Origin of the sequence: Pseudothermotoga thermarum DSM 5069, from assembly GCF_000217815.1 — a bacterium.
In the GTDB taxonomy this organism is placed as follows: domain Bacteria; phylum Thermotogota; class Thermotogae; order Thermotogales; family DSM-5069; genus Pseudothermotoga; species Pseudothermotoga thermarum.
In genome coordinates this window covers 862,342-877,855 of the sequence record NC_015707.1, presented here as the reverse complement: position 1 = coordinate 877,855, position 15,514 = coordinate 862,342, and the positions used below count along the sequence as shown (strand labels likewise).

18 protein-coding genes are annotated in these 15,514 nt (G+C 38.3%); 17 read left to right on the top strand and 1 reads right to left on the bottom strand.

The window, feature by feature from the left end; translation table 11 throughout:
* The first annotated feature begins 171 nt into the window (after nucleotides 1-171).
* The 11 genes from THETH_RS04545 to THETH_RS04495 are packed head-to-tail and all read left to right on the top strand — an operon-like array spanning nucleotide 172 to nucleotide 11,159.
* The gene (locus THETH_RS04545; protein WP_013932201.1) at nucleotides 172-1,845 is read left to right on the top strand and encodes a nucleoside kinase; all 1,674 of its coding nucleotides are present in this window, start codon (nucleotides 172-174) and stop codon (nucleotides 1,843-1,845) included.
* On the top strand, nucleotides 1,842-2,768 hold the full coding sequence (locus THETH_RS04540; RefSeq protein WP_013932200.1) for a DUF4941 domain-containing protein: 927 nt from the start codon (nucleotides 1,842-1,844) through the stop codon (nucleotides 2,766-2,768). Before THETH_RS04545 ends, THETH_RS04540 begins: the two co-directional genes overlap by 4 nt.
* Nucleotides 2,765-3,232 carry a GerMN domain-containing protein gene (locus THETH_RS04535; RefSeq protein ID WP_013932199.1) on the top strand — a complete coding sequence of 156 codons (468 nt, stop codon included), beginning with the start codon at nucleotides 2,765-2,767 and terminating at the stop codon, nucleotides 3,230-3,232. The genes THETH_RS04540 and THETH_RS04535 overlap by 4 nt, the downstream gene beginning before the upstream one ends.
* A 16-nt stretch (nucleotides 3,233-3,248) precedes the next feature.
* On the top strand, nucleotides 3,249-4,028 hold the full coding sequence (locus tag THETH_RS04530; protein ID WP_041446398.1) for a tRNA (adenine-N1)-methyltransferase: 780 nt from the start codon (nucleotides 3,249-3,251) through the stop codon (nucleotides 4,026-4,028).
* Between the two features lie 2 nt (nucleotides 4,029-4,030).
* A complete protein-coding gene (locus tag THETH_RS04525; protein WP_013932197.1) occupies nucleotides 4,031-5,239 on the top strand; it encodes a S41 family peptidase in 1,209 nt (402 codons plus the stop codon).
* Entirely contained in the window at nucleotides 5,236-5,829 is a 594-nt protein-coding gene (locus THETH_RS04520; protein ID WP_013932196.1) for a hypothetical protein, read from the top strand. The genes THETH_RS04525 and THETH_RS04520 overlap by 4 nt, the downstream gene beginning before the upstream one ends.
* The gene (locus tag THETH_RS04515; RefSeq protein ID WP_013932195.1) at nucleotides 5,826-6,278 is read left to right on the top strand and encodes a hypothetical protein; all 453 of its coding nucleotides are present in this window, start codon (nucleotides 5,826-5,828) and stop codon (nucleotides 6,276-6,278) included. Before THETH_RS04520 ends, THETH_RS04515 begins: the two co-directional genes overlap by 4 nt.
* Complete coding sequence (locus tag THETH_RS04510) at nucleotides 6,269-8,596, top strand: efflux RND transporter permease subunit (protein ID WP_013932194.1); 2,328 nt, start codon at nucleotides 6,269-6,271, stop codon at nucleotides 8,594-8,596. The genes THETH_RS04515 and THETH_RS04510 overlap by 10 nt, the downstream gene beginning before the upstream one ends.
* On the top strand, nucleotides 8,574-9,857 hold the full coding sequence (locus THETH_RS04505) for a glycosyltransferase family 4 protein (RefSeq protein WP_013932193.1): 1,284 nt from the start codon (nucleotides 8,574-8,576) through the stop codon (nucleotides 9,855-9,857). The genes THETH_RS04510 and THETH_RS04505 overlap by 23 nt, the downstream gene beginning before the upstream one ends.
* The gene (locus THETH_RS04500; protein ID WP_013932192.1) at nucleotides 9,820-10,449 is read left to right on the top strand and encodes a hypothetical protein; all 630 of its coding nucleotides are present in this window, start codon (nucleotides 9,820-9,822) and stop codon (nucleotides 10,447-10,449) included. The genes THETH_RS04505 and THETH_RS04500 overlap by 38 nt, the downstream gene beginning before the upstream one ends.
* Complete coding sequence (locus tag THETH_RS04495; RefSeq protein WP_013932191.1) at nucleotides 10,446-11,159, top strand: biotin--[acetyl-CoA-carboxylase] ligase; 714 nt, start codon at nucleotides 10,446-10,448, stop codon at nucleotides 11,157-11,159. Before THETH_RS04500 ends, THETH_RS04495 begins: the two co-directional genes overlap by 4 nt.
* Here THETH_RS04495 and THETH_RS04490 read toward each other — a convergent pair.
* A complete protein-coding gene (locus tag THETH_RS04490) occupies nucleotides 11,130-11,372 on the bottom strand; it encodes an RNA-binding S4 domain-containing protein (protein WP_013932190.1) in 243 nt (80 codons plus the stop codon). The genes THETH_RS04495 and THETH_RS04490 overlap by 30 nt on opposite strands.
* Nucleotides 11,373-11,416: 44 nt before the next feature.
* Here THETH_RS04490 and THETH_RS04485 point away from each other — a divergent pair, with 44 nt between their 5' ends.
* The 6 genes from THETH_RS04485 to THETH_RS04460 are packed head-to-tail and all read left to right on the top strand — an operon-like array spanning nucleotide 11,417 to nucleotide 15,512.
* Nucleotides 11,417-12,610 (top strand): type II secretion system F family protein, encoded by a 1,194-nt coding sequence (locus THETH_RS04485; protein WP_013932189.1) that lies wholly within the window; start codon nucleotides 11,417-11,419, stop codon nucleotides 12,608-12,610.
* Nucleotides 12,611-12,613: 3 nt separating this feature from the next.
* Nucleotides 12,614-13,015, top strand: coding sequence for a hypothetical protein (locus THETH_RS04480; RefSeq protein WP_013932188.1), 402 nt, complete (start codon nucleotides 12,614-12,616; stop codon nucleotides 13,013-13,015).
* Nucleotides 13,016-13,019: 4 nt separating this feature from the next.
* A complete protein-coding gene (locus tag THETH_RS04475; RefSeq protein WP_013932187.1) occupies nucleotides 13,020-14,012 on the top strand; it encodes a type IV pilus biogenesis protein PilM in 993 nt (330 codons plus the stop codon).
* Nucleotides 13,969-14,547 (top strand): hypothetical protein, encoded by a 579-nt coding sequence (locus tag THETH_RS04470; protein WP_013932186.1) that lies wholly within the window; start codon nucleotides 13,969-13,971, stop codon nucleotides 14,545-14,547. Before THETH_RS04475 ends, THETH_RS04470 begins: the two co-directional genes overlap by 44 nt.
* Before the next feature lie 3 nt (nucleotides 14,548-14,550).
* A complete protein-coding gene (locus THETH_RS04465; RefSeq protein WP_013932185.1) occupies nucleotides 14,551-15,036 on the top strand; it encodes a hypothetical protein in 486 nt (161 codons plus the stop codon).
* Nucleotides 15,033-15,512 (top strand): hypothetical protein, encoded by a 480-nt coding sequence (locus THETH_RS04460; protein WP_013932184.1) that lies wholly within the window; start codon nucleotides 15,033-15,035, stop codon nucleotides 15,510-15,512. The genes THETH_RS04465 and THETH_RS04460 overlap by 4 nt, the downstream gene beginning before the upstream one ends.
* Nucleotides 15,513-15,514 lie beyond the last annotated feature (2 nt).

The following is a 15,514-nucleotide window of genomic DNA, read 5'->3' as shown; positions in this document are numbered from 1 at the left end:
TAACTTTCATCTTTACGGGAACCTCCTTTCGGTGAGAAGAGTTGGTTCCCGTTTATTTTATCTTTCCCAGCTTAAGTTGACACCTCCACGTGTGATAGAATAAAGATGACTTGTAAAATTTGCTTTTTGACTTTGAAAGGTATTTTGTTTTCACCTGGAGGTGGATAGAACATGGAGAAGCTTTTATTGAAAATCAAAGGTACGGATGAAACTATTGCCATAAATCCAGGTGATCGGCTCATAGATCATTTACCCATGGAGCTGAAAAACTCCCCCAACCCCGCCGTTGCCGCACGAATTGGAAATATGATTGTGGAGTTGAACAAACCTATCGAGCGGTCTGGAGAAATAGAATTTGTAAGGCTCAATTCGCTGGATGGTTTGAGGATATATCAACGAGGAGTTCTTTTTTTGTTGAACAAAGTCTTGAAGGAGTTTTATCCAGACGGTCAACTATGGGTGTTGCACTCGCTGGATAACGCATTGTACTGCGAACTGAGAAAAGAAGGAAAGGTCGTTTCACTTACTAAAGAAAAACTTGAAGAAATAGCCAAAAGGATGAAATGGTATGTGGAACAAGATATACCTTTTGAGAAATTCGAATTTTACAAAGACGAAGCTTTCGAAATTCTAAAAAAACAAGGAGAAGAAGATCGAGTGAGGTTGTTCAAATTCCGAAAAAAGAAGACGATAAAACTTTACAAATGTCTGGATTATTACGATTATTACTACGGCTACATGGTTCCAAGCACAGGTTATTTGAAACTCTTTGATCTTCAACCAAGCGGTGAAGGATTTTTGGTTGTGCTTCCAGATCAAAAGGATCCGACCAAATTAACCATTCCAAAACCGCTTCCAAAGTTATCCGCAGTTTTTCTGGAGTACGCTAGATGGCTTGAAATTATAGGTGTAAGTACCGTAGCCGATTTGAACGAATTAATAGCAAAAGGAGAAAGAGAAGTAATAGAACTAATACTTTTGAACGAATCGCTGCATGAGAAAAGAATAGCTCAAATCGCCGAGCAGTTCGCAAACAGCTCAGCACGTCTGATATTGATCGCTGGTCCATCGGCATCTGGAAAAACAACTTTTGCCAAAAGGTTGATGATCCAATTAAAAACCCTTGGTTTTAAACCAGTCACGATCTCCTTGGACGATTACTTTGTCGACAGAGAATTTACTCCAAGGGATGAAGAAGGTAACTATGACTTTGAATCAATCAACGCCATAGACATTTCCTTGTTCAACGAACATTTAACAGCCTTGCTGGAAGGAAAAGAAGTTGAGATTCCAAAGTTCGATTTCAAATTGGGAAAAAGGACGTGGATTGGTAGGAAAATTAAACTTGAAAAGAATCAACCAATCGTGATTGAAGGAATTCATGGCCTAAACGAAGAGCTGACGAAATCTATAGATAGATCGTTGAAATTTAAAATTTACGTCAGTGCTTTAACGCAACTCAACTTAGACCCGCACAACAGAATTACGACAACCGATACAAGATTGATAAGAAGGCTTGTGAGAGATTATAAGTTCAGAGGTCATTCGGCTTTGGTAACGCTGAGAATGTGGCCTAGTGTCAGAAGGGGTGAGGAAAGATACATATTCCCATTTCAAGAAGAAGCCGATGTCATGTTTAATTCTGCCATCGTATACGAACTAGCGGTTTTAAAAATATTTGCTGAACAATTACTCATTCAAATTCAGCAAAGTGAGCCAGAATACTCTGAAGCACTGAGATTGATGAAGCTTTTGGATTATTTCTTACCTGTGACCAACATCGAAGACATACCAAGAACATCTATTCTAAGAGAATTCATTGGAAGGAGTGTGTTTAAATATTGAGATTTTTGCTAGTCGTTGTTTTGACAATCACGATAATCGAAGTTCTGCTTGCCTACCAACTGATCTTAGGTGACAAGATCCTTTATTCATCAAAGGAATCGGGCTTACCGTGGGAAACGTTCGTAAAAGTCTTTGACAATTATATGGCATATCTTCGTCTTCCCAAACCAAAACTTGGTGCAGTTGGAGGTTTTGAATATTTGGTTTGGAACAATCACGTTGTGGGTTATTCAAAATCCAGTAATTTGCTGAATTTGGACGGAATTACACAAAAGGTAGAATTTGTGCCCTTTGACAAAGTCATGCAAATCTTTGGTATACCGTTTTTCAAGCAAGGAGAAACGATATACCTTGCCGAAATGATCGTATGGGACATATCAAAAACTGGTGAAATAATCGAAATAGTTTTTAACGGAGAAAACAAATTGGAAATGATTGAGGAAAAAGGCAGGATAAAACTTGTCAGCAAAGGAACGGTAGGATGGAAAGATAAGTTTTTCAACGCTGGGGAAGAAATTGTTAGCTTTGATCTAGAACCTGGTTCAAAACTTCAAAAAGTTGCGACATCTGAAGGTTTGATCAAATTAATTCTTGGAAGATTACCAGCTGCAAGCATGGAAATTCAGATACTTCCAATTGAGCGTTGGGTTGAGGCTTCAAAAGAAAAAATACTTTTACTTTATGCAAAAGGAGATAACAGAATAATAATCAGGCCTTACTCTCCAGATTTTGAAGGAGCAGATTGGTACGTTTATTCTTTAACTCGAAACCTAGCATCAAAATTGTGCGAGCAGTTCAACTTAAAACTGGAAATTTGCCCGCTAGTGTGCTTACCGTTGAACCGAGTTTCTTTTCTCGTGTTGGTTGAAGATGAGGATCTATTGAATGAGGTTGTTACACAATTGGAGGAATTGATAAAATGAGAATGTTTTTCGTGTTGGTCATAATCGCTGTTGTTCCAATGTTGTTGCTTGCAGCAAATGCCAAAGTTGTTTATTTCGACGATCATTTGAATCCATCTGTGGTAAATGTGTCCTTTCAAAAAGATGAAGATATCGTTCTGGCAATCTTCAACAAACTGGCAAGTCCTTCGAGCAATTTTAAAACCTTCGTACCTGCAGATGTTTTAAACGCATACTTTTTTGTTGAAACTGCTTTGGTTTTGGACCTTAAATCCTCCAGTTTGAAAGCCTTTGATTTTCTTCAAGAGAGATATTTTTTGCATCAAGTTCTTTTCAGCATCTTCAATACCTTTGGTATGTTGGATAGGGTTTACATACTCATCGATGGAAAAAGGTCAGAAGTTCTTGCAAAATACGTGGATATAAGGTACAGTTTTCCAAGGGAGATCTGGGTGACTTTTCCTGTACAATCCTATCAACATTGATTGGGCGTGGTGGGTTATGAGCAGAGAATTCATAAAGCTTGGAGATAACGTGATGGCTGTATTTGAAGATGAAAGTGAATTCATTTTCACGGTAGATGGAAAACAAATTGGAACACATAAGGGAATAATAAAAACGGAAGAATTGGTTGACAAGCCCTTTGGTGGGACCTTTCACACCCATACTGGGCAAAAATTTGTTGCACTTAGGCCAAGATTTGTCGATGAAATTTACCACATGAAAAGGAAAACGCAAATAGTTTACCCAAAGGACATGGGGTTTATCCTTCTTATGCTCGATGTCAAAGAAGGTGATAAAGTTATAGATGCAGGTGTTGGAAGTGGAGCAATGTGCGCAGCCCTTGCCAGAGCCGTTGGAAGTTGTGGAAAAGTTTTTGCCTACGAAAAACGGGAAGAGTTTCTTAAGCTAGCCGAGGAAAATTTAAGAAAATGGGGACTTCTAGATAGAGTCGTGTTGAAGCTGAAGGATATATCCGAAGGTTTTGATGAAGTTGTGGATGCGATATTCTTAGATGTTCCCGATCCATGGAACTACATTCGACAATGCTACGATAGCTTGATTGGATCAGGAAATTTGGCAATAGTTTGCCCTACGACCAATCAAGTTCAACAAGTTGTCGATGAACTTCAAAAAAATGGATTTTTTCAAATCGAAATATGGGAAAGCCTTTTCAGACAGTATAAAACCAATCCAGAACGTTTACGACCATTCGATCGAATGGTTGCTCACACAGCTTACATGATTTTTGCACGGAAAAAATATTTTAAGGAGGTATAAAAATGAAAAAGAAAAATTTTCTGGCGCTAGTTATTCTCTCAGTAGCTGTGGTTCTATCAAGTTGGTTACTAGCCGGTGCAATAACCGCAAAGGATGTTAACAGAGCTTTGGAACCTTTTTACCAAAGCTTAAGCTACATAATCAACGCCTATTATGAAAAAGACAAAATCGATTTGAACAAGCTTATCGATTCGGCAATAGATGGGCTTGTAAAAGGACTTGGAGATGATTTTTCGTACTATGAAAATCCCGAGGGAACCGAAGAGAAACAAATTGAAATGGAAGGTGAATACGGTGGCCTTGGAATCGAGGTGACGTATGATAGTGAATACAAAGCAGTTAAGGTTGTCGCACCGATGTACGGTACCCCGGCATGGCGGGCAGGTTTACAATCAGGAGATTTGATAGTTGAAATCGACGGTCAACCTGTTAGGGAAATGACCTACATGCAAGCAGTCAGAAAGCTTAGAGGAACACCTGGAACTTCGGTGAAAATCAAAGTTATCAGGCAGGGTGAACCTGAACCATTGATCTTTGAAATAGTGCGCGAAGTTATTCGAATAATTCCAGTTAAATACGCTTTTGTTGAAACATCAAAAGGAAGAGTTGGATACATCTTGATAACAAGGTTTGCTGCTAAGACCTTTGACGAAACCAAACAAGCTTTGGATGAACTGTTTTCAAAAGGTATCAAAGGTTTGATAATCGATCTTCGCGATAATCCTGGTGGTTACTTGAGCAGCGTTATAGATGTGGCAAGTCTTTTCGTAGACAAGGGCATCATAGTAAAAACGAAAAACGCCTTTGGAATAGAAGAGGTGTACGAATCAACAGGAAACAATTATCCCAACGCTCCAATTGTGGTACTTGTAAACAACGGCTCGGCATCTGCTTCCGAGATTTTAACAGCAGCTTTGAAAGAAAACAACATTGCAAAAATAGTGGGAAGAAAAACCTTTGGAAAAGGGTCGGTTCAAACTGCCTTCCCACTTTCCAACGGAGGAACGCTTTATCTTACAACGACGCATTATCTAACACCGAATGGAAAAGACATACATCGTATAGGAATAGAACCGGATGTGGAAGTCGAGCAAATAACTGAGCCTAGAAGACCAACTGCCGTTGACTACACCAAGAAAACGGTTGAAATAGACATGAATGATCCATTCATTGTAAAAGGCTTGGAAGTTCTTTTGGAGATGATTAAATGACGTTAACGGGAATGGCTGTTTTGATTTTCATAATATGCACTGTCCTCAGCTTGGTTTTTTTGAACCAAGCATATGGTAGGGTCTCTTCTGTCACCGTACAGCCATTCCCAAAAGTGATGGTTGTTTCGCCTGTGGCAAATTTGCTAGCAATGGCAAAAAATGTAGTAGAAAATCTATTTTTTTACTCAGAACTGCTGAACTTTGAATTTGATATAATGTTGACCTCGGCAGGAAAGGAAGTCGTTTTCGAAACAAGATCGTTGAAAGCGTACGAAGAAATTAAGCTGAAGGTTCAGAAAAAGCAAGGCATCAAAGTACCAGAGCAAATCACTTATTTGAAAATCGATGAAAAAACTTTCATCACCGGTAGTTCGTTCAAATACAAAACGAATGTTTTTACTTATAGATGCAGCATTATTCTGTCAAACGATGGGCAAATTTTGAATAACCCAAGTGATATAGCTGATGTTTTACTCAAAGCATTGAAAGGAGACCAAGTAACAATCAACCGCAATTCAAAAGTTGATTTACTTGAACCTTTGAAAATGTTCGCAAACAAGTATTCAATCCAAGTGGTGAACCAAAAATGAAAGTCATTTCGGTGTTTTTTTCACAAAACGCAATAAGTAAAAACTCAGGACCTTTGACTCTGTTGGTTCCATTTCTACTTTCAACAACAGTTTGGTTTGGTTTGATAGACAAAGTGAGATACGTTGTGCTTAATACCAATGTCTTTTTAAAGTTCTGTGAGTTTAACCTTTTTGTCTTTCTTTACATGATAACTTTATGTGGTTTGACTTACATTTTCGAAAAGGATAAAAAGAAATCGCTGGAAGTTCCTTTGCATTTTTCGCCTTATTTGCTTTTTCCAGTGTACTACCGAATATTGAAAATCGCTGGGCTACCTCCTAGCATGGCGTTGGAAGTATGTTTTGTTCACAGTATTCTTTTATCCTTAAAAAGATTCGGTTTGTATTTTGTATCATATAGAGCCATAGGACTTGTTCTTGTATCAATGGTGGTGAGACGTTGGCTTTGAGCGCTATTGTGGTAAAATATCACCGTTTAATAGTTGTAATATTCTCATCTCTTGCAATTGTTCTAGGATATTTTGCCTTCGCAAAATTTTCAGTTGATTCAAATTTGGCAAGTTTAGCTCCAAAAGGCGAAAATTTCTACACCGAGCAGCTGGATTTTTTAAAAGAAAAAATGTCATCAAATGTTTTGGTGGTAGTTACATATGCAAATGGAGATGTAGAAAAAACTTTGAAAATTCTGGCCGAACTAAAAGAAGCTTTTGAATCAAGTGGTTACATTCAAGAAACAATGAAGGTTGATGACCCTGAGATTTTCATCAAATACGGTTTTTTGACGGTTGAGGCAAGCAATTTTGACAAAATATTTTCCACATTTGATCCTTCTCTCGGAAACTTTTTGGATTTCGAAGAATGGCGAAAAATTGTGGCCTCATCCGCTTCGGCTTATAATCTCATCTCTGATTACGCAAGAAGATCTGATATAGAAAAATACGTGCTGATTTCTCCCGACAAAGAGATCGCACTGATAAATTTTGTCTTAAAAGATGATTTTACAAATATAAGTGTAATGAACAAAGTTGTTGCGGAGCTAAAGAAAATAGCATCAAATCTTGAGAAACAATGGTCGACCAAATTCTTGTTCACAGGAACTCCAGCTGGTGTGTATGAATCGAACCAGCAGGTCAAAAAAGATTTTGCCCTTACAACGATGATTTCACTTGGAGGAATTTGTGCGATTATTCTCGCTGGATTTGGAAGTTTTGCTGTTTTGGTGCTTTTGTTTATATCGATGATAGTAGCTATGCTAATAACTCTTGGTTTTGTAAACTTGGTCCTTGGTGAAATAAACATCGTTACCTCTTTTGTGAATGCGATGCTGCTTGGTCTTGGAATTGACTATGGGATTTACGTTATTTCGAGAATAGCCTTCTTCTCAAGTGAAAAAAGAGTGGATGAAAGCAGCGTATCTGCGGCTTTGAACGAATTAGCAAAACCTTCTATCGTGGCCCTGTTGACAACCATAGGGGCATTTGGCTCGATGTTTTTAGGCTTGTCAAAACCATTCGTTCAAATGGCTATTTTTGCAATTTTTGGAATGGTGAGTTTCTATTTAACAATGATGCTCTTTCTACCAGCGTTGATTTTAACTTTAAAAGTACAGTTCAAAGAAACAAGAAGAAAATTGCTAGGTAATTTCATCTTCAACAATAAACTTAGAAGAATCTTCAAAATATCAATGCTTATTGCTTTGATAATTTTCATACCCTTGGGAATTCAAAATTTGTCGAACTATTGGTATACACCTTCTGGTCTTGTGTCCGACAAAGCGGAATCAGCCATTGCGTTTAACAAAGTGAAACAAAGTTTTCAAAAAGTTGGACTTGGTGAAATATGTTTGCTCGCAGACAATCTAGAAGATCTTAAAAGGCTGGAAGGAATAGTAAAAAATTCAGGATTTTTAGTTGAACCTTTATCGGTTTTAAACATTTTAGAGCTTGCTTCAAACAAGACCCTAGAGGACCTTCCAGAAGTTTATCGACAAGTTTTCCAAATTGTCAACAATCCTTTCTTGTCGGCGATTTTTCACAGAGTAGGGATTTATCCTCAGCTACTTGAAATGCTTAGATTTGTAAGAAGTACAAACAACTTGGAAGACATTGTGATGGAATTGAAAAAAGATGTTCCCATGGTCTTCTACGAACAAAACGGCAAATCGTACTTTGTTCTTTACACCGATGGTATCGAAAACATATATCAAGCCAACCGTCTTAAAAATGTTTTCAACTACTTTGAGCAAAACAATGTCAAAGTTTATGGGTATCCAGCTTTGTTGTATGAAGTTATGAAGGAAATGAAAAAAACGATCTATTTCCTTGGGATCTTGGTTTTTCTAGGAGTTTTCGCAGCGGTTCTTTTAACGCTACGCTCTTTGCGCAAAGCTCTTTTTATAACAACATTGTTACTTCTTTCAATCATCACAACTTTTGGAATTGGAAAAATTCTGGGATTTCATACAACTTTTCTCACGTTGTTGATATTTCCAGTATTAACAGGAATAGGTGTGGATGGGTTCGTACATGCTACTTTTGCTATTGAAAGAAAGGAAAAAAATTTGATATCAAAAACGTTACATTCGATTTCTTTAAGCTCGTTCACAACAACAGCTGCTTTTGGGAGTTTTACGCTAGCCCAAGGTAAGTTGCTCTCTGAGTTTGGATCACTAATGGCAATAGGATTTTTCGTTAACTATTTGCTAGTGATTTACTTAACGTCTTTCTACAAAGGAGGTGGCAACGATGAAAATCGCCATGATGACTGACGCTTATTATCCTCAGCCGAACGGTGTGGCAGTTTCTGTTTACTTGTACAAGAAATATTTGGAAAAACTTGGCCACGAAGTGTATGTTGTAACCCCATTTGGTGCTAAAACAGACGAAAAAGTGCTAATAATCGGTGGAAAATCTTTCCCGTGGGAGAAAAACCACTTTGTTCCCAGCAGCGGAAGACTCCTTCCAATCATAAACTTTCTGAAGCAAAACAAAATTGAAGTTATCCATAGCCATGCACCTTTTGCACTTGGTTTTAGGGCTTTGGCAGTCCAAAAGTACCTTGGTTTGCCACACGTTCACACATACCATACACTTTTGGTGGAATACAGGCACTACATTCCAAAACCCCTTAGACCGTCTGCAAAATCTGTCGAAGAATTTTCGAGTTGGTTTTGCAACATGGTCAACAGAGTTGTGGCACCGACTGAAAAAATTAAAAGTGAGTTGATCAGCTACGGTGTAAAACGCCCCATAGACGTTGTACCAACGGGGATAGATGTCGAACACTTTCAAAAACCTTGTTCCAGTGATATAAGAAAAAAATTCAACATAGACAAAACGTGTAAGTTGCTTTTGTACGTCGGAAGATTGGCACACGAAAAAAACGTTCTTTTCCTTTTGGATGTTTTGAAAAAGCTTAGAGAAAAACATTTGAATGTTCATCTACTCTTCGTCGGAGACGGTCCAGCTAGAGAAGAAATCTTGGACTATGCTATCGAAATCAACGTAGATGATTTCATAACGCTTGCCGGAGCCGTTAACAGAGATGAGCTGCCAGATTACTATCAGCAAGCTGATTTATTTGTCTTCGCCTCAACAACCGAGACACAAGGATTGGTGGTTCTAGAAGCACTGGCAGCAGGTACACCTGTAGTTGCAGTTAAAAAAATGGGAATTGCGAATGTATTGAAAGAACACGAAGGAGCACTTTTGGTAGATGAACCAAATGTTCATGTTTTTGCAGAAAAAGTGGAACAAATACTCAGTAATCATTCACTTTACGAAAACATGAGGCAAAGGGGAAAAGAATACGTTGCTTCAAACTGGTCCATGGAAAAAAGGGTTAAAGAACTCCTTGAAACCTATCAAAAAGCTTTAGAGGAAGGACCAATACAAGTCGAATTTTGGAACAACCTATGGGTGGAAGTAATGTTGGAAAAGATGAAAGAGATTTACAACAAGATCTTCCAAGATAAAGGAGGTGCTAAAGGTGATGGCGTTTCACTTTCTGCTGGGTCACATCGTCGCTGACCATGCTTTTACAAACAACGCAAAGATTCGAAAATATAGTGGTTCAAAATTGGTAGGGCACATACTTTGGTCTATCCTGGCGATATTAGCTTTCACCTTTGATGTTGTGTTTTCTTCGACGAAAGGAATGATTTTGTTTTTGGTACTTGCCTTTGTTCATGCAGTTTTGGACATTTTGAGAGTCAAGTATTATCCTGTAAGCAGAAGAATTGTGGACGTAATTGAAGCTGCAGGAATAGGTTTCGCTTTTTTGATCAATGGTATTTCTCTGAAATTGCTTGCAAATTCTTATTTGTCAGCAGAATTTGTCTTTTATCTTCTTGGCATGAGCACAGTTTCGGTCGGTGTGACATACTTTTTCAGAAATTTTTATCCGGGTAACGAAAATCTTGCAGATGTAGATGGAATTTCAGAAAGGTTAGCAATATACATTTTTCTTCTAGCCTCAAAACCATTTTATGTTTTTATATCGATCGTCGTAGCTTTGATCTACAGGTTGCTTTTCGTTAAAAAAGTCGATCACACGTGGTGGATCAGCCCAATGAGTGGAATAATTATAAGTATCATTTGGAGGATGGCACTTTACAGATGATAGGTGATAAAATCATCTTTCTTCCAATAATTGGTTCGACGAACGATTTTCTAAAGGAAAATTTCGACAAGTTTCCAAGTGGAACGGTTGTCGTAGCCGAAGTTCAAACAAAGGGACGCGGTAGAAACAACAGAACTTGGGTTTCACCAGAAGGCGGATTGTGGTTTTCTATACTGTTTAAGCCTAAAAAAAAGGTAAAACCGACGTTTTTCACAAAAGCAGCTTGTGTTGCAATAAACAAGGCTTTAAACCAAATCGGGGTGGAAAACAAAATCAAATGGCCAAACGACATATACGTGAAAGCAAAAAAGTTATGTGGTATCTTAACGGAAACAATCTTTGAAGGACAACATCCAAAGGTGATAATATGCGGAATAGGCATCAACGTCAACAACCAAATACCTGAAGAACTTTCAGACAAAGCCGTGAGCTTGTCGCAAATAACTGGAAGACCCCACGATCTCAAGAAGTTGTTGAAACTATTGCTTACCAAGATAAACTACATCGTCAAGAAATACTCTACCAAGCCAGAGGCTTTAACCAGGGTTTGGAAAGAAAGGTTGATGCAAAAAGAAGGCGACGAAATTAGATTTTTGCTGGATGGAAAATTTGTCAACGGTAAGATCTTAGAAATTGAAGATGAGTTTATCGTTGTCGAAGTAGATGGAAAAAGCCTCAAACTATTCTCGCTCGATGTTATCGTTACGTGATTCCGATAACAGTTTGTATTCATTTTCAGAAACAACCATCACTTCAACTGTTTTAAACGGAAATAGAATTTTTATCCTATCCCCGGGTTTAACTTCGTAAGAAGGTTTGACGGGCTTGTCGTTAACAAAAACTCGTGAATGGTTTATCATCTCTTGTGCAACTGTCCTTCTTTTTATTATCCTTGTGTTCTTCAAGTACTTGTCGATTCTCATTTTGACCACCTTTTATAGTATACTACTTAAAAGGGGGTTTATGAATGCCTTACTTTCGATACACCGCCGTTGACAGCCAGGGGAAACGTGTAAAAGCTGTGGTTGAAGCTGAAAACGAAATACAACTTTACGATATCCTTAAAAGGAAAGGTTACGCGGTACTTGAGGTCAAAAAAGTTGGCACAAGACGGCCGATGGAAATTTTCGGCATCTCATTGGCTGAACTTTCCATATTCTCCAGGCAACTAGCAACGATGGTCAGTGCAGGTTTGAGAATAAAAGATGCCCTTACGATATTGAGCAACCAAGCGGTGTTTTCAAAGCGATTTAGAAAAATAATCGAACGAATGATCGTTGCCATTGAAAGTGGTTCTTCTTTTTCAAGCGCTCTGCAAGCTCAAGGTGTGTTCGACTCAGTTTTTGTCAATTTGGTTGCAGCTGGGGAAGAGGGCGGTGTGCTCGATAAATCCTTGGAAAAAGCAGCGGATTTTTACGAATCGACTAAAAGACTACAGGATGAGGTTAAATCGGCCATGGCTTACCCAACCTTCGTTTTGGTCTTCGCCATCGGCGTTATATTCATAATTTCGTTTTACATTCTACCCACTTTGATAAGTGCTTTTGGAAACATCCCGACAAGTGGTGTGGTTAGATTTTTGATGAACGTGAGCAACTTTTTACGTGAAAAATGGACAAGTGTATTAACTTTTGGAGCAATATTTGCTCTAAGCACGTATTTGTTCATGAAAACGAGGTATGCGATGTATTTGAAGGAATTGTTTGCCACTCTTTTCCCACCCGCCGCCAAACTTAGGTATGAGATGGCTGTGGAAAGATTTTGCCGAACGCTTTCCGTTTTAACAGCAAGTGGTGTACTTCTCACAAAAGCCGTGGAAATGGCTGCGTTGGCTTCGAACAATCCCAAGATAATCAGAAAAAGCAAGTTCATAATTGAAAGGATTCGTGAAGGCACAAGTCTCAAGCAAGCGCTTTTGGAATCAGGAGTTTTCCCACAAATGGTTTATGAGCTTGTCGGTACTGGCGAAGAAACAGGTAAACTTGAAGAAGTTCTTGCGAAAGTATCGGAATTTTACGAAGATCAGGTCAGAGTTGGTGTGAAAAAATTGGTTTCTTTGGTCGAACCTATGTTGATAGCCGGAGTTGGTGGTTTCATCGCCTTTATGGCTTTTGCAATGTACAGCACCATCTTCCAACTTCAACAAACCATAGGAAGATAAACCATGATATTGGAATTTTTGATAGGATTATCCGTTGTCTTATGTGCAGCTTTAATATGTATTCCCATTCTTTCTGTAAGCGAGAGAATTGTTCAAGATCTGCAGCCTTATTACGTCAAATGTGCTGTCTACAAAGGGCTTGAGTTTGTGACAAGAGAAAGATGCGGACAAGTAGTAATAGGTGTTTTAGAAAGGGATAAAATAATTGTAAGGGCAGTCCAAGGAGGGGATTCAAAAGCTGTGAAAATTGCCGTTGGAAAAAGCGCCAAAAATCTTAGACATGATGGAACGGCGATAATTTTAAGTCCATCAATTGTTGTAAGGGCAGGAACTATAGAAACAAACGAATGGATGATCAGCTTTCCACCTGTTGTAACAAAAATCAACGTTTACCCAAAGAGGTGATTGCGTGCAAATATTTCACAAGATGATCACAGCCGTTGAATTTGGAAACGGTTATGTAAACGTGGGGCGAGCCAAAAAATCCAGAGGACGATTGATTATAACGAGCTATTTTTCTCAAGAATGTGCCGAACAGTTTTCAACGGCAAAAAGTTTACTTGAAAAAATCGGTACCGATGTAGAGGACATAGTTGTTTTAAATTATCCTATGGATCTTTTGCTCTTCAACACCATAAACGTACCAGGAACTCTTAAGGAAAAGCAAATCAGCAACTATGCGACGATGGAAATTTCACACTTGTTAAACGTGCCACCTGAAGAACTCGTAGTGGAAACGGTTGTCGGACCTGTAAACAAAGCCGTAGTCGCAGTGGCAAAAAGGAAAGAACTGTATTCCTTTCTCACACGATTGAGACAAGCAGGAATACCAGAGCCAGATGTTGTCATTCCGGACGTTTTTAAATATTTACTTTTGGTTCGTATCCCAGATCCATCAACTGTTGCACTCTGTGCATTTTCGTTCGATTACTCAATTGTTGGTATTTACATATCTGAAAAACTTGTTGGCTTGAGGACTATACCTTATTCTTTGCAAGAAGTTTTGAATTTAATCATGGAGGAGATAGGCTTCACAAAACTTGAACTACAATCGGAAAGTTCAATTAACAATTTTGAAAAAGTGTCAAAAATGGTCGAAGCACTGATAAGCGATATCCCATATGTTGTGGAGCGCGAATTGATTTTTCTGTTGAGCGGATTACAAATAGGTGTTTCAATACGAGATATAGCAAAGATTTACCTGTTGTGTGATCCTTCATTTTTAACAGGTACTTTTGTTAAAGCATTTGAATCAAGCGAAGTTTTCCAAGGCAAGGTGGAAAAAGCACAATTTAAATTTGAAACGAACAATTTTCCGATAGGGTTAGCTGGAATGCTTGTTCGAGGGGGCGCAGAATTTGGAAAGAATAAACTTGTACAGATACAAAAAACCGGTTCTTAAGTTGAGTTCTTTTCTAATTCTGGTGGTCGCCTTGCTGGCACCCGTCTTTGCGGCAAGGTTTACTGTGGAATTTTACAAACAAACTGCAGTGAACGCTTTGAACAGCAGCCACGCGGTTATTTTGTCAAAGTACAAATTGACAATCAAATTGCCTGCTTTGCAAGATCAATACCTTGAAATCAAGCGTTTGAACGATTTACTGCACGTCGAAAGCAAGAGGTTGCAAGATCGAATCTCGCTTTTTGAAAACCATCTTTACGAGTATGCTGTCACCAACGCCGCTTTAAAAACTTTGTTGAACAATTGGAAGAAAGATGATGAAAATTGGTTGATCTTGACGAGGTTGTTGATGGATCAAAAAAATCTTGTTTTGAATTTTCACGAAATCTATTTGAGCAATGTAAATGCCGTTTACAACAATTTGGCTGAATTACTTTCGCAATATTATCGGATTTCCAAAGCTGTCGATTATGAAACAACTGTGCCGTTTTTGAACAAAAAATTGGCAAAGGTTACCATCAACGGGAGTCGATAAAGCATGGCGAGAAAACCTGTGAGTATTAATCGAAAAATCGCAATTATAACAGCTTTGATGATATTCGTAGCTTGCGCTGCTTATTTCAACATTTATGATTACTTTCGCTTTGTGGGGCTTTTGCAAAAGGTGGACTCCCAACTGCTGGTTTTGACAGAGCTAGACAGAAATGTTTCAGAAAAACGCGGATACCTTTCTAGGCTTGAAAGTTTGGTTCAACCAAGGATTTCCCCAATGGAGTTTCAAGATGTCGCAAAAAACTTTGGAATGAAGATGATAAGAAATCAAGATGGAAGTTATCGAATAGAAGGAACATGCAATCCAAAAGATGTTCAGCAGATACTAGAAGTTTTTCTTGCCAATCCAAATTTGCGCTTGAAGTCTTTGTCTATTTCGAGCAGTGTTGAAGTACCTTTTCAAATATCTGCGCTCACACATGACTTAAAAATCTTGCTTGTGCTTGAATTTTGGAGTGTGGTTGACAGATGAAAAAAAGATTGGTTGTGCTTTTAATAGTTCTAATATGCATTTGGGGAATTGCTGTTTATTATTTGTTCTTCTATGGAAAAGGTTATGTGCAACCTTTTCAAACCTCTTCCAACAAAGTTGAATATCAGATCCAACCTTTACGCAGAAGATTATCCGAAAGTGAGCTTGAAAGGATAGGAAATCTAGTGCAAATGCAAGTTGAAAAATTTGACTTTTTTGACCTTTACACTTTATCGATAAATCCTGAGACGGTCAATCCGCAAATTCTATCGTCTTTGGATAAGTTAGAAAGCTATAAGTTTGCCGGTTTTTTAATAGGCGAAAAAGCTAGAAGTATTCTTCTTTCTTCACAAGGAAAAGTCTTTGAAAAAAATCTTGGCGAAACAATAGATGATAGATATTTGATTTTACACATCACAAGTTTTGGCGTTCTTGTGTTGGACGTTAACACTGGAAGGCTGTTGACAATAAAATAAGG

Excerpts from the sequence above, each read along its gene's own strand:
- THETH_RS04545 (WP_013932201.1), top strand. The coding sequence starts at position 172 with ATGGAGAAGCTTTTATTGAAAATCAAAGGTACGGATGAAACTATTGCC.
- THETH_RS04535 (WP_013932199.1), top strand. The coding sequence starts at position 2,765 with ATGAGAATGTTTTTCGTGTTGGTCATAATCGCTGTTGTTCCAATGTTG.
- THETH_RS04530 (WP_041446398.1), top strand. The coding sequence starts at position 3,249 with ATGAGCAGAGAATTCATAAAGCTTGGAGATAACGTGATGGCTGTATTT.
- THETH_RS04525 (WP_013932197.1), top strand. The coding sequence starts at position 4,031 with ATGAAAAAGAAAAATTTTCTGGCGCTAGTTATTCTCTCAGTAGCTGTG.
- THETH_RS04520 (WP_013932196.1), top strand. The coding sequence starts at position 5,236 with ATGACGTTAACGGGAATGGCTGTTTTGATTTTCATAATATGCACTGTC.
- THETH_RS04515 (WP_013932195.1), top strand. The coding sequence starts at position 5,826 with ATGAAAGTCATTTCGGTGTTTTTTTCACAAAACGCAATAAGTAAAAAC.
- THETH_RS04505 (WP_013932193.1), top strand. The coding sequence starts at position 8,574 with ATGAAAATCGCCATGATGACTGACGCTTATTATCCTCAGCCGAACGGT.
- THETH_RS04500 (WP_013932192.1), top strand. The coding sequence starts at position 9,820 with ATGGCGTTTCACTTTCTGCTGGGTCACATCGTCGCTGACCATGCTTTT.
- THETH_RS04495 (WP_013932191.1), top strand. The coding sequence starts at position 10,446 with ATGATAGGTGATAAAATCATCTTTCTTCCAATAATTGGTTCGACGAAC.
- THETH_RS04490 (WP_013932190.1), bottom strand. The coding sequence starts at position 11,372 with ATGAGAATCGACAAGTACTTGAAGAACACAAGGATAATAAAAAGAAGG.
- THETH_RS04485 (WP_013932189.1), top strand. The coding sequence starts at position 11,417 with ATGCCTTACTTTCGATACACCGCCGTTGACAGCCAGGGGAAACGTGTA.
- THETH_RS04480 (WP_013932188.1), top strand. The coding sequence starts at position 12,614 with ATGATATTGGAATTTTTGATAGGATTATCCGTTGTCTTATGTGCAGCT.
- THETH_RS04465 (WP_013932185.1), top strand. The coding sequence starts at position 14,551 with ATGGCGAGAAAACCTGTGAGTATTAATCGAAAAATCGCAATTATAACA.
- THETH_RS04460 (WP_013932184.1), top strand. The coding sequence starts at position 15,033 with ATGAAAAAAAGATTGGTTGTGCTTTTAATAGTTCTAATATGCATTTGG.